General features: G+C 48.3%; 9 protein-coding genes. 3 read left to right on the top strand and 6 right to left on the bottom strand.

The genetic code is table 11. The features are described from left to right. Positions 1 to 74 precede the first annotated feature (74 nt). The 5 genes from P9L94_19700 to P9L94_19680 all read right to left on the bottom strand — a co-directional run bounded on the left by P9L94_19700 (position 75) and on the right by P9L94_19680 (position 8,174). Entirely contained in the window at positions 75 to 3,953 is a 3,879-nt protein-coding gene (locus tag P9L94_19700; GenBank protein ID MDP8246318.1) for a response regulator, read from the bottom strand. 465 nt (positions 3,954 to 4,418) lie between these two features. After that, on the bottom strand, positions 4,419 to 5,261 hold the full coding sequence (locus P9L94_19695; GenBank protein ID MDP8246317.1) for a formylglycine-generating enzyme family protein: 843 nt from the start codon (positions 5,259 to 5,261) through the stop codon (positions 4,419 to 4,421). A 26-nt stretch (positions 5,262 to 5,287) separates the two neighbouring features. Further along, entirely contained in the window at positions 5,288 to 6,367 is a 1,080-nt protein-coding gene (locus tag P9L94_19690) for a glycosyltransferase family 4 protein (protein ID MDP8246316.1), read from the bottom strand. Continuing rightward, on the bottom strand, positions 6,364 to 6,681 hold the full coding sequence (locus P9L94_19685; protein ID MDP8246315.1) for a gamma-glutamylcyclotransferase family protein: 318 nt from the start codon (positions 6,679 to 6,681) through the stop codon (positions 6,364 to 6,366). The genes P9L94_19690 and P9L94_19685 overlap by 4 nt, the downstream gene beginning before the upstream one ends. Beyond that, entirely contained in the window at positions 6,678 to 8,174 is a 1,497-nt protein-coding gene (locus P9L94_19680; GenBank protein MDP8246314.1) for a glycosyltransferase family 39 protein, read from the bottom strand. The genes P9L94_19685 and P9L94_19680 overlap by 4 nt, the downstream gene beginning before the upstream one ends. Before the next feature lie 206 nt (positions 8,175 to 8,380). Here P9L94_19680 and rseP point away from each other — a divergent pair, with 206 nt between their 5' ends. The 3 genes from rseP to ribF are packed head-to-tail and all read left to right on the top strand — an operon-like array spanning position 8,381 to position 12,841. Then, a complete protein-coding gene (rseP, locus tag P9L94_19675; protein MDP8246313.1) occupies positions 8,381 to 10,165 on the top strand; it encodes an RIP metalloprotease RseP in 1,785 nt (594 codons plus the stop codon). Further along, positions 10,162 to 11,886, top strand: a complete 1,725-nt coding sequence (locus P9L94_19670) for a proline--tRNA ligase (GenBank protein ID MDP8246312.1) — start codon at positions 10,162 to 10,164, stop codon at positions 11,884 to 11,886. Before rseP ends, P9L94_19670 begins: the two co-directional genes overlap by 4 nt. A gap of 10 nt (positions 11,887 to 11,896) precedes the next feature. Continuing rightward, a complete protein-coding gene (gene ribF, locus P9L94_19665; GenBank protein MDP8246311.1) occupies positions 11,897 to 12,841 on the top strand; it encodes a riboflavin biosynthesis protein RibF in 945 nt (314 codons plus the stop codon). A gap of 91 nt (positions 12,842 to 12,932) precedes the next feature. On the opposite strand, the gene P9L94_19660 is transcribed toward ribF, so the two are convergent. Then, positions 12,933 to 14,531, bottom strand: a complete 1,599-nt coding sequence (locus P9L94_19660) for a radical SAM protein (GenBank protein ID MDP8246310.1) — start codon at positions 14,529 to 14,531, stop codon at positions 12,933 to 12,935. Positions 14,532 to 14,550: the final 19 nt, after the last annotated feature.

The following is a 14,550-nucleotide window of genomic DNA, read 5'->3' as shown; positions in this document are numbered from 1 at the left end:
CAATTATTGATATGCCCGAAACGGATGAATCATAAATTGAATCATACAAACAGACAAATTGAAATAGCGAATACTTACTCATTGATCTTGTTTATAATTTTTTTTAACGCTTCATCCAGTTTTTCTATTTGATAGGGTTTATTTAGAACACCTGAGAACCCATAGTCAGCATAATTTGCCATGACGGGGTCATTGGAATATCCACTTGAAACAATTGCTTTTACATTGGGGTCAATGTCTTTAAGGTGCTGAATCGCTTCTTTACCCCCCATTGCTCCAGGGATCGTTAAATCCATTATGACGCAGTCAATTCTATTGTCGGATTTATATGTAATTTGATATTGATCGATCGCTTCTTTTCCATCTTTTGCATAATTCACTTTATAGCCGAGATGCTCTAACATAGTGCCTGTGATGTCTCTTACCATTTCTTCATCATCCATTAGCAATACTGTTATACCACTAGAGTTCGAATGAACCTCAGAAGGTTCCTGGATAGATGGAACTGATGTTTTGTTGCCGGGTAGGAGAATCGTGAAAACAGTACCTTTATTGACAATCGATTCAACGAAGATGAGGCCATTGTGATTTTTAATAATCGAGTAAGCAGTTGCCAAACCTAAACCATTTCCTTTGGGTTTCGTAGAGAAATAAGGATCAAAAATTTTTGTAAGATTCTCTTCAGGAATCCCCGCTCCATAATCACGGACCAATATTTTTACATAGTTTCCTGATGGTAGTTCTTGATATTGGCCTTCTTCAATAAAGGCATTGTGAACTCCAATTTCAAGTGTTCCTCCATCCGGCATCGCTTGATCTGCGTTGATCAACAGGTTTTGAATAACCTGACATATTTGGCCTTTATCTATATTTAATGTCCAGACATCTTCATTAATATCGTAGACGCATATTACGTTTGAACCTCTTAACGTAAATGATGCGGTTTCCCTTACCAGGTCTGGAATGGATATTACTTCTTTAACTGGCGCTCCTCCTTTTGAGAAAGTTAAAAGTTGCTGGGTTAAAGTTTGAGCCCGTAAAGACGCCTTCTCTGCTTTTGTTAAGTATTTATAGAGATTATCGTCTCCTTCACATAAAACTCTTGCTAACGATATGTTTCCTAAAATGGCTGTTAGCATGTTATTGAAGTCATGGGCGATTCCACCAGCCAATAAACCTATTGATTCTAGTTTTCTGGATTTCAGGAGTTCTTCTTCCATACGTTTTCTCTCAGTTATATCTTGAAACAAACCAAGTACGCCAAGAGGTTGCCCTTGATCGTTATTTAGTTGCAGAGATGTTTCAGATACCCATCTCAACTCACCAGTCTTTGACTGAATCTTGATATCCGCTTGACTATGGTTTTCTTGATCATTGCTGTCGCGTTTTTGAATGAGATGATAATTGTTTCGATCAATCTCTAACGATTTCCAGATGGAATTTGTGAATTCATCTGGATGGCACCCAGTAATTCTAAATAGTCCTTCTCCGATGTAGTCATAGTGCTCAGAGTTATGTTTTCTATAATATGGGACAGCATCAGCTGCCTTAATCGCCATTCGATACGTACGTTCATTTTTCTCCAAGGTTTCTTGGAGTTCGGTTCTTTCGCTAATTTCGTTTTTTAATTGTTGATTGGAACTTGTTATTTCTGCTGTTCTTTTATCGACTTCTTTTTCAAGGTTGTTTGCATAAACTGCGAGTTTTCTTTTTGAGAAAAACGCGCTGATAAACATGAAAAAAGTTAATAATAATAGTGCAGTGATAAGTAAAATAAACCAAACTCTTGATGTAATTGGGGGTGGAAGGATGACAAAATCATGACTTGAAGGAGTCAAATCAATGTTTCTATCCATATCAGCGGCTTTTACTTCAAACCGGTATTTACCTGGAGGAAGAGCCAATGGAGTACTCACTGATTTTTCCGGGCTAAAAGGAGACCACTCAATCGCTCCATTTTTATTGAGATAGGGAATGATTCTCCATGAAAAAACGATTTTTTCTTTTTCAGTATGATTCCATTTGTCGTATCCATCCAACGAGAAAATGCCAAAACTATTGTATGGAATGGATTCAGGAGATTTTTCAATGACTGTATAGGGTGGTTGTCGATCTCTGGTATAAGAATAGATTTGGTCTTTTAATGTACTTACCCAAATTGTACCTTCTGGATATTCTCCAATTGAGTTTAGTTGAGAACTAGGAATACCCTGTGAATGAGAATAATTAATCCAGTGACCATCTTTGTAAGACGAAAGACCTAAATGCTCTGTACCTAGCCATACGGTTCCAAATGAATCTTCAAAAAATTGGACAATTCGGTTACTTAATAAACCATCAGAAGTTGTTGTTTTTATTAATTCAGCACCATCCCATATAAATACCCCAAGGCCTCTAGTACCCAACCAGATGCGCGCATCTGTTGATTGACATGCAAATGTCAAAGGATGATTGTCCGTTGCCTCGTCAATTTTGATAGTCGACGCTAATTGGTTTGATTTCCAAATCTCTACGCAATTTGTTCGACAAACCAATAACGCACCATCATGTTGTTGTGATAAAAATACGATATCTTGAGAATTGGGATTATTATTTGCTACAAAAGGTATCCATTGATCATTTTCATTTAAATAAATTTCAGTATTGGAATAAGCATAGAGACGGTTATCAGCGGCATGCAGCAATCCAATAATTGAAAAATCTTCCGGCTTTGGTATTTGTTTAACAATTTTCTTATCGTAAATTGAAATCTCATAAAAAGCCGAACCTGTAAAAGCCCAAAATCTATCATTAACAACACTTGATAAAAATGGTGATATCGACGATTCGCTTAGAGGAAGTTGCAAGAATGATTTCCACGACGGGTCGCTAAATTGAAGTATCTCATGAGTGCTATTGATTGCTAATGGAGGGTAGTTGGGTTTTGCTATAAAGTCTGAACCCGTTGTAACTTCTTCTATTTGAGTGGATAGTTTAAACCTTTTTCGGATGACTTCGATGACGCCTTCTTTTGTCCCTATCCAACCGTGATTATTATTGGCGAAATATAATACTCTTGGCGTCGGATTTCCTGCGTCAATAGGAAAAGGAACTTCTATCCATTCATTTTGTTCTTGATAGTAAACGTGTGAATGATCAACTAAAATTAATTGACCGTTAGGCAGAGTTTCTAGGGTGTAAGGATTGACACTTTTGTGTTCCTCCCAATTCTCGCCATCATAAGATAAAAATGCGCCCCCTGTTATCGCCAAGGCTCCATCTGAATCTTGAGCGATTTGACGTACTCGATCATATTCCAGAAAATCAATCTCCGCTCGCTTCCATTCGTTGTCTTCAAGAAAATAGAGTCCGTTTCTATCTGCTGCGACCCATATTTTTTGATCTTTATCTTCAAATATTTCATAAATAGCCGTTCCACTTGAATTGGCAGGAGGTTTGACGATGAACCATTTTCGGTTCATAAAAATAATCGGAACCCCACCAAGATTAATACTGGGAGTCCCCGAAAGACCAGTACATGCAATGATGCTTCCGCTGTCAGACCCAAACCAGATTTCCCCATTGTTCATTCTTTTGACTTCATTGAAGGATTCTTCATCGATAATGGAAAGGGCATTTTGGTTTATGGTTTGAATAACACCATCTTGTGAAATATGTACAATACCTTCATCAGTAACCGCCCAAACTTCATCTTGATCAACTTCTATTGAAGGAACAAAATTTGACGGTAACCCTTCTCTTGTAGTAAAGACATGCCAAGTGTTTTCTTTTAAGCATGCAATACCGTTTCCCCAAGATGCGAACCAGATAGAGTCATCATCTGACCTCTTGATGTCACGAACTTCCTCGAACGTTTTACCTATGGGGGGAATAAAAAGCCTAGTCATCCATTCTTGCGAAACAGCAGGGATAGAAATCAACGAGGCCATTATTAATACAATTAGTTTTCTCATTACGCCTTTACAATTTTGCTCTTAAAGATTAGTAGTGATAAAAAATAAACACCGTCAGTAAACTACAACAACTAATTTTATATAGAGATTTCCCATTTAATCTGTATAGTTTACTAGTATTTTGAGATTCCATTCAACTTTCTGACGGTATCCCAAAATGCGCCCCCATTCAATATAGAGAATTCCAGGTAGATATTCCTGGTTTTGTGTTCGCCCCGTGCGAATTCTTTGGGTGTTTCTCGCTCCAATCCAACATGATGTCAATTTCTTATTGTACCTCCATATTTCCACAGTCTTATATTTGATTAATCATTCATGCGCACGTCTTCTTCATTGAGTTGGGGGATTTGGGTGGAAATCTGGTTGGTTGGTGTTAAATACCGTCCAATGAAGCAGACGCGTCAGACACTCGCTATAATTGCTTTGTCTATACCACAAGCATGGCAGCATGTTACAAATAGTGCATCAGCAATCTACGCAGGTTTCAGACCAGACGATGCGAAAGCCGCCGGTGTGATAGCCGCGCGAGTCGTCCATCTTGCCGCGATCAGCGGAGCGAATGAACTCCGGCTTCGCCATCCACGACCCGCCGCGTATGACGATTTCTTCGCCTTCGCTCGGCCCGCGCGGATCAGTGCGTTTGATGGGGCTATAGGGGCCGTACCAATCCCAACACCATTCCCACACATTGCCGTACATATCATGCAATCCCCAGGCGTTGGGCGTTTTGAAACCAACGGGATGAATGACGTAGTCGGAATTTTCGCGATACCACGCATGTTTATCGATTTGCTCCGGCGTGGGGTTCTTACTGAAGGATGTCGTCGTCTTACTCCCGGCGCGACAGGCGTACTCCCACTCGGCTTCGGTCGGCAGGCGATAGCGCCAGTCGTTCAGCATTCCGTTTAAGCGCTTCAAAAATTCCTGACACTCATCCAGGCTTACTTTATTGACGGGCAGATTGTCGCCGATCATTTCTTCATGGGACGGGTTGCTTCCCATAATGGCGACCCATTGCGCTTGAGTGATTTCAAACTTGCCCATATAAAAATCTTCGCTAATAACAACTTCATGTTGCGGCGCCTCATTGTCTTCATGCCCCGGCTCGCTAGAGTCGCTGCCCATCAGAAACGACCCAGCGGGGATGCGAGCCAACACCAATGGCGCGGCGTCTTGCGACAAGCCAGGCAATTCGACGATCTTCTCTTTGGGCGGCGCAGACGAGCGCCCTCCTGTGCGTTGAGCGGTTTGACAAGCGCACAAAATCAGCAAGCAGCCGATTGCAACAATGGGCGTGTTGAGTTTCATTTATCGTCTCCAAAAGCGTTTGGTTTTTATTTTTTAACCGCCTCTTGGTACCAACGCAAGAGTTTGCTCATTTCCTGATTGCGGTTGCCGCGTTCTTCCACCAATTTCCGGTTGGCTTGTCCCCATTGCTTGCAGGCTTTGGGATTTTTGAACGCGCGGATCATCGCTTGCGTCAGCTGCGCCTCGTGGTTGGGGCGCACAATCATACCGTTGTCGCCTTGCATCACCCATTCGTGCATCGCGGGCAAGTCTGAAACGATGACGGGCAATCGCGCAGCGAAGGCTTCGAGCAATGATAGCGGCGTACTGTCGCTGGACGGGACGCTGATATAACAATCGGACGCAAGCAGCGCGTCGATCATGTCCTTACGGTCAAGCCATCCAGTAAAGGTAATAAACTCCGCCGCGCAAACATGTTCCGCCAGGCGGTGTAAGTCGTCCGTCATTTCATCGTCGCCGATGACGACCAATCGGCTGCCGCGCATCTGCGGCAAGGCGCGAGCAAATGCGCGGACGATAACGTCTATATTGTAAATTGGACGCAATCTGCGATTGCTAATAAAGATATATTCTTCTTGCTGGCGGTATTTTGCGCGAACCTCCGGGGCGAGTTCCCGGTCAAATTCTTTGAGCCGGACGCCCCATTGTAATTCACGAATATCCGCGCCGTTTCGAGATAGATCGTCCGCCGTCTCACACAATGATTTCGCATCGGCGGTTATCACGTCCGCCTTGCGTAAGGCATAACGCACGATTCCGCGCACCAATGCATTGCGATGGACTTCGATCATTAAATCGGACCCCCAGGCAGTGAGAAAAAAAGGATGGAACCCACTCAGTGCGCCCCAGTAGCCGTAGCCGGTCACATTGTGAGCATGGACGATGTCGGGTTTCCATTTTTTGATGAACTTTTTGACTTGCCGCGACGCCCGCCAATGGCGCAAGACGCCGCTGCGTTCTTTGGGAGCGACCTGATGGACTTCACAATGAATGCCCTCGACGGGCGTATCGGTCAAAAACGCGACTTCGTGTCCATTTTTGACAAACCAATCAATCATAAAATGATTGTGGACCGACTCGCCGTCGCCAATATAGCAAATTTTCATTTCGTCCCCACATAGACAAAGGCCCGCGCCCTGGTCTTCCCCGTTGCAACCCACACCCGTATACGATGATAGTCAACGCCATTATCTTCGTAGGCGTCAATTTTCACCAGCGCCGCGTCAGTGATCTCTTCCAGTATTTCGCCTTCGATTTTTTCGCCTGTTTTTGAAACAATCACCGGGTAACCGTCTATCGGCGCCCCAAACTGGTAATCATGCAGGACGGCCTCGCGGCCAGCGGGCTTTGGTTCCCCCACAACATTAAAGTAGACGCGCGCATCGCGCAATGAGCCGTAGACGAACAGGCTGTGGGTCAAGGCTTCGCCTCAAGCCGCACCGCAAGCGTGTAGTAATCCTGACGGGTGAAGCGATAGCCCATCGCGGGCGGATTGCTGGTCATCATCGGCGGCGTCACCATGATGTCAGGCAACAGCGGCGTTGACGACGAGCGCCAATCGCCGAGTTTCTGCAACTGAAAGCGCTGGCTTAGATATTCGAATTCTTCCGCTATGTCTCCACTGGTGTTGTGCAAAACAATGATGTCGCCGACTTTCGGTTCTTCTACTGGATAATACAACACCTCACGTTGCGACCAGAATTGCATCTTAAACGGGATGGGGTAATGCCCGTATCGTTCATTGGAGAGCAGACGCGCATCTTTCCAGACATCACTAAAATACGTTCCGCATTGGGCGATGTCGCCAAAGGCGCCGCGTTGCATCAATAACACCGCGCTGGTCATGATTAATAGATTTGCTGCAACCAGCCCCGTCACAATTGATTTTGAATAAGGCATTTTGATCTTGCTTATCACATAACCGATTCCCCGCCCCGCCGCGACGCACCATAATGGAAGCAAAGGAAGCAGGTATCTGTATTGAAAAGATAAAAACGCGCTCTGGGCAACCAAAAACACAAGTGAAGTGATTAACGCAAACCAAGCGAAGCGTTTTTGTATTTCAGTCCCTTTTGCGAAAACGAACCAGCCAATCACGCCAATGACGAATAACAAATGGGTAATTGCCCACGGCCAATATATCAGGAAGGTTTCGAACATGTTGTAATACAACAGCGCCGTCAGCCAGAAGCCAAACGACCCGCGCTCAACAAATTGCTCCGTATGTCCAAAGCCGCGATAGGCGATCCAACCCACAAGCAGCGCCCACGGAACGACGCTAATAATCCAGATCAGAATTGACCCAAATTTCTTATTCGAAGTTGTCTTAAGTTGTAAAAAGATCAGTACCCCAACCCAGGGGATAAAATAGAAACCTTGGTAACGAACCAACGATGCAATTCCCGCAACGCCCAGCAACCATGCAGCGGAATTCGCCTTGCCTTTCAGCCCGCGAACAATCAGCCAGCATCCCAAAATGAACCAGGGAAGAAAGAAAGCATCGGTCATCACCCGAATCGCCCATCGGTTTAGGATGGGTGACAGAGCAAGAAATATCGCCGCCCAAAAAGACTCGCCCTCATCGTCGAGAACTTCGCGGGCAAGAAGGTATATCAACGGCATACAAGCGGCGGAAGCCAAGATCGATACAAGCTGCCCAGCGATTAAAGAAGACGCCCCCAGCGACTCAAACAACCACACGGCGGCGGAATATCCCGGCGGAAAGAACACCACCGGGCTGTCCCACACATTTAATTGTATAATACCGTCAGTATATTCCGTCTGGTTGAATCCGATGAGAAAATATCGAACCAGAAGCGATAGGAACGTCAACGCAACGACCCCAGTCCAGCCGAAAATCTGCTCTGGTGCGTTTGTTTGCGTGTGAGTCGTTTTGGGGCCAATGCTTGACATTCGATGACGCTCTAAGTACCTTTTGGGTTGATTCGCGTTGCTTTAAGCGGCGCGTTTTGTTTTCTAAGCCAGGGGCGCATTTTTAAATAATCCGTCACCGCCAGCCGCTGTGCTTCGTTAGGGAAAGAATACTCTAAACCAAGCGGCGCCTGAATGTTACTGTAAGCCGACTTCGCCCTTGGCCCAACGCAAAGCGAGAATAATAGATGACAAGTCTTGAACCCTTTTTCGGTGGTTTGATTAGTTTTGGATATTTCCTGGTTGTACTCGGCCTGGCAGTAATCATACACGAATGGGGCCACTTTATCGTCGCTAAACTGTGCGGCGCCAAAGTTGAGCGCTTCGCCGTCGGGTTTGGCAAGTCGCTTTTCACCTACACATGGCATGGCACCGAATACGCTCTCTGCGCCCTGCCCCTGGGCGGTTACGTTAAAATTACCGGCATGGACCCCGAAGATGAACTCACCGGGGCCGATTGGGAATACCTGCAACTCTCTCCCTGGAAACGCATGGCGATTGTCGTCGCCGGGCCGCTGATGAATTTCGTATTAGCGTTCATTTTATATGTCTTCATCCTCGGTTGGTTCGGCGAAGCCTACACCGCAACCACCACCGTCGGGCATGTCCCCAAAGGCTCATGGGGATGGGAACTCGGCCTGCGCGACGGCGACAATATTCTCGCCGTCAATGAACGCCCGGTCACTTCATGGGACGAAGTCAGCGCCTATCAACGCAATTCTGACTCCACCCGGCTGTCCGTCAAAATTGAACGCGACGGTCAGCAGATGACCAAAGCAAAAGATATCCCGCCGGGATTCTGGGACGCGCTGCAAGACGTAGAAGCCCCCGAATTTGAACAAGGCATTCTGGTCACCCGCATTCTGCCTAACACGCCCGCTGAAAAATCGGGCTTGAAATCCGGCTGGGTCGTCACTGAAGTTGACGGGCAAACCTTTGGCGCCCTCGATCAATGGACGGATTACCTAAGCCAGCGATTAGAAAAAACCGAATCGGGCGAATATGTTTCTAACCCCATCGCCCTGAAAGCCATTGATTCGCAGGGCGAAGAACATCAAATCGAAGTGACGCCCGATGTATTGCTTCCCGCAGAAGACGCGCTTCCATTTGAGCCTGTAGCCCGAATCGGCGCGGTTTTTCAGGGTGAAATCTCACTCGAAGATTACCTCACGCCCTCGACGGGACTGATCGGCGTTGCGCCGAAACTGCCGCCGGTGATCGGAACCGCCCAAGAAGGCAGCCCCGCCGCCAAGTCGGGCTTGGATTCAGGCGCCCGCATTGTTGAGATCAACGGCGAAGCCATCGACGACTGGACGGACGTTCTGCTCACTATTCAAAATTCGCTGCAAACCGAAGAAGATGGGACCGTCACCGCCAAGCCGCTCGACATCACCTGGCTGACCGCAGACGAAACTATGCGGACCGAAGCAATCACCCCGACCGTGCGCAAGACGCCGATCCTGACGCCGTCCAGCATCAAGACGGGCAAAGAATATAACATCGCCCAAATCGGCGTTGACCTCAAACACGACCGCCGCCGCCTGGGCGTGGTCGGCGCCGTAAGCGAAGGTTGGAACCGCACCGTCGGCGTCTCGACTATGATTCTCGACTTCATCGGCAAACTGTTCACTGGCGGCGTCTCGCCCAAACTGATGGGCGGGCCGATTGCGATCTTCCAGATGTCGGGCGAATCCGGCCGCTGGGGGCTGGAAAAGTTTTTGGGCTTCATCGCCATGTTGTCGGCGAACCTCGGCATCTTAAACCTGTTCCCCATGCCGCCCTTCGACGGCGGACACATTATGTTTTATCTCTACGAAGTCGTGCGCCGCAAACCGATCACGCTTCGTCAAATGGAAAACTTCGGCAAGATCGGGTTCATCCTGGTCATGCCGCTGCTATTATTCTTGGTCTTTAATGATCTGAGCCGCATCAACTTTTTTAGTTGGATTGCAGGACTTCTAGGACTCTCATGAAACAATCATCTGGATTCTTCCCGACTCTGCGCGAAGCGCCTAAAGAAGCAGAAGCCAAAAGCCATATTCTAATGTTACGCGCCGGCCTCGTCCGCCAATTGGCGGCGGGCCTTTATATTTACCTGCCGATGGGGTGGCGCGCCTTACGCAAGATCGAACAAATTGTTCGTGAAGAGATGGACGCCGCCGGCGCCATCGAAGTGCTGATGCCCAGTATGCAACCCGATACGCTCTGGAAAGACTCGGGCCGTTTTGAGTTGATGGGGCCGGAAATGATGCGCCTGCGCGACCGCAACGAACGCGAGTTCGTGCTAGGGCCAACTCACGAAGAGGTCGTCACCAATCTGGCAGCGAATGAGATTCAATCCTATCGCGACTTGCCGAAAAACCTCTATCAGATACAGACCAAATTCCGCGATGAGATTCGCCCGCGATTCGGCATTGTCCGCGCGCGTGAGTTCATTATGAAAGACGCCTACTCGTTTGATTGCGACGATGCGGGCGCAGAGAAATCCTACAAGGCGATGTACGACGCCTATGCGAATATTTTCCATCGTTGTGGATTAACCGCTGTCCCCGTCGAAGCCGACACCGGCGTGATGGGCGGTTCGCATTCGCATGAGTTTATGGTTCCGGCGGATATCGGCGAATCAGAAATTGTCAGTTGCAGCGACTGCGACTATCGCGCCAACCGCGAACTGACGGAATGCGCAACGCCGGACGCCGTTTCTGACGACGGCGCCCCCGCGATGGAAGAAGTCCATACGCCGGAGCAACGCACCATTGAAGACGTCTCCGCATTTTTGAAAACCACGCCCGACAAGATGATTAAGACCATGATCTTCACGTCGGAAGACGGGCCGTTCGTCGTCTTGCTACGCGGCGACCACACCGTAAACGAAATCAAAGTCGCGAAAGCCATCGGCAAGCAAGTTGAACTCGCCGAACCGGAAATCATTCAAAAAGTCACCGGTGCGCCAGTCGGCTTCGCAGGCCCAGCGGGTCTCAAAGGCGTTAAGATTTACGCCGATTATTCCGTACGCTCTATCGGCGCGGGAACCACTGGCGCCAACAAAGGCGACTACCACCTTCAAAATGTCGTTCTCGACCGCGATTACAAAGTTGACCATTGGGTGGATTTACGCCTCGCAAACCCGGATGACGTCTGCCCCAAATGCAGCCAGGGCAAACTCAGCATGGCAATGGGCATCGAAGTGGGGCACGTTTTTATTTTGGGAACCAAGTACAGCGAAGCGCTGCACGCCCAATTCACCGATGAAGACGGCAGCCGCAAGCCGATGGTGATGGGATGCTACGGCATTGGCGTCAGCCGTACGTTGGCCGCCGTGCTTGAAGAAAACGCCGACGATAACGGCATCGTATGGCCCGTTTCGACCGCGCCGTTTCATGTGCATATTTTGAACTTGTCGCCCAAGAGCGAAACCGTCACCCAAGCAGCGAACGATTTGGAACAACAACTCACGCAAGCGGGATTCGAAGTGTTGGTTGACGACCGCAACGAACGCCCCGGCGTAAAATTCAAAGATTCCGATTTGATGGGGCTTCCCTACCGGATCGTGGTCGGTGAAAAGTCGCTTGCAAACGGTCAAGTTGAGTTCGTTCAACGCAGCGTATTAGAAAAAGAGTTGATCGCGCCCGACCAGGCCGTCGCCCATATTCAGACTTTATATAACCAAGAGATGGAACGCCTGCGCCCCTGACGCCGCCCGCATGATTGAACTGACAACGATAGCGAATTGCCCGTTTCAACCCAGCGACGGCGTGGTATGCGCACTGGGTTTTTTTGACGGCGTCCATCGCGCCCATCAGCGCATTATCCAAACCTGCTGCGAACGCGCCAAACAACGCGGCGGCGTCTCCGTCGTCTTCACCTTTCAAAACCATCCCAGCGATGTGTTGCAACCAAACGCGCCCACTCCATTACTGACGCCCTATGCGCTCAAAAAACGATGGATCGAAACGCTGGCGCCCGACTATCTGGTCGCTGTCCCGTTTACAAAAGAACTCAGCCAGACCCGCGCGGAGCAATTTATTCAACAATCGTTGATTGATTGTTTTCATGCGCGAGAAATCGTGATCGGGTTCAATTTCACTTTTGGACGCAACCGCGAAGGTACGCCGGAAGCGCTAAAACAGAAAACACCAGCTGCGTTTGAGCACGTTACGATCATTGAACCCATGTCTCACAACAACGAACCCATCAGCAGCAGCCGTATCCGCCAGTCAGTCAAAAACGGCGACCTCGACCATTCGGCGGATTTATTGGGCCACACAGTGCAGATTGCGGGCAGCGTGGTTCAGGGCGATCTTCGAGGACGCTCGATTGGCTTCCCAACGGCGAATATTGATTACAGCAACCAACTGCTGCCGCCTAACGGCGTGTACGGCGTCCGCGTAATGAGAAATCAGTTTGACGCAGAGCCGGTATGGGGCGTGATGAATATTGGAGTGGTACCGACCTTCAAAGACACCCCGCAACGCACGGTTGAAATCCATTTGCTAGATTTTAACGATGATTTGTATAATGAATATCTGATTGTCGATGTGTTGATGAATATTCGGGCCGAGCAAAAGTTTGACGGCCCTCAACAATTGATTACGCAAATCCACGCTGATATCGCCGCATTCCGTCAATGGATCATAAACAACAATTAAAGAGTAGAATCAATAAGTAAATTTTATTTAATTAACAAAAAGCCCGGAGCGTGAATCGCTCCGGGCTTTTTTATTGGTATGGAAACAAAACCTACGCAACCAAGCGCTTGATCTTGCGAAAGGCCTTATACATCGAGTTGTCTTCGAGTTGATGGATGCGGAAGCGCAATTGTTGAATGTACTCGTCTTTGCGCACAACCGGATTGCCGTCCTGATAGGTAGCGGAGTAAAGCGCATCCACAAATTTTTCTAATGGCGCCGGGCTTTTACGAAGATGTTGGTCGCCCACCAGCGTCATCATGTCTTGCCGATTCATCTGGTCGAAGTGACCAAGCGTGTGAATCATTTCCCAGAAGACGAAGTACGGGTTGGGCAAAGCCTGCAATGCGTGGACGCCCTTGGGACGCTCCAACTGGTCGATGATGTTTTCCTTGTGCGCGGTGTGGAAAATTTTGTAGTTATCATAAAACGCCATCGGATTAATCTTGATAATGCCGACCGGCTGAGGCAGATCGAGAATCAAATCCAGCGTTTCGAGGTTATCTTCTTCGCGTTCCAGCGGGTTATAACCGATAAAATCGACTAACACCTTGGCGCCGATTGCTTGAATGTTTCTGATGGTCTGAATGGTTTGTTCTTTGGGATGGCGACGGTCGTAATACTCGCGCTGCGTACGCTCACTGCCGGATTGGATCCCCATGATGATGTAACTCAGCCCCGCCTCGCCCAACGGCGCCAACAGTTCGGGGTCGCCGACGTTGGGGTGGGTATAGCCAAAGAACGGCAACGCAACTTCGGTCGCGTAGCGCGGGCCGAATTCATTGACCCAGCGTTTATTGAGCGGCAGCACGTCATCGTAAAATTCGATACGCTCGATCGTCCAAGGCCAGGTGCGAACGCGATAGCGTAGTTCATCAACCACGTTTTCCGGCGAACGGCGCCGCAAGAAGCGGTCGCCCTTATAAATCACATCGTCGTGACCGCTGCAACAATAGGTGCAGGTAAACGGACACCCGCGCGCCGTCATGACGATAAAGTTGGTGTATAAATGGCTCTTGGGCGGAAAGGGCGAAGGGTAAATCTTATTGTCGTGAATAACGATCTTGTCTTCGAGTTCAAAGTCAGGGAACGGATAGTTATCCAGATTCTGCTCTAACTTTTGCGACGCATTACGGATGATTTGACCATCCGGCTTCTTCACCCAGATACTGGGAATATGATCGACGTCGCCGCCGTTGTCCATCGCATTGACAAGATTGCGGATGGGATATTCGCCTTCGCCCATGCAGATCATGTCGGTGTATTGTATGTTCTCGTTGGCGTTGACGGTTGAATCGACGCCGCCCCAGATCACTTTAACGTGCGGCATGGCCGCTTTGATGTGCGCGGTGACAAACTGCGCCAATCCAAAACTGATCGAGGTAAACGAGATGCCCACCAGCGAGGGGTCTTGCTCCGCCAGTTCTTTGAGCAGCAGGTCCATTTCCTGACCGGTGATATAGGTGCACATGCTGTAATAGCCGCCTTCTTCCTGCTCTTCGGGCGGCGGCACTTCCATCGGTGAAATGTATTCAACGCCGTGGTGGACGATGATTTTTACGTCATGTCCCGCTTCTTTGAGAATGGACGACATATAGCGTACGCCAAGACAATACTCATCATAAAGCGCCAGAAAGGTAACTCGTTGCATGTGTGCTCTCCGTAATGGT

The sequence above is a fragment of the Candidatus Hinthialibacter antarcticus genome, from assembly GCA_030765645.1.
Lineage (GTDB): Bacteria > Hinthialibacterota > Hinthialibacteria > Hinthialibacterales > Hinthialibacteraceae > Hinthialibacter > Hinthialibacter antarcticus.
This window is presented reverse-complemented; position numbering and strand designations above follow the sequence as displayed.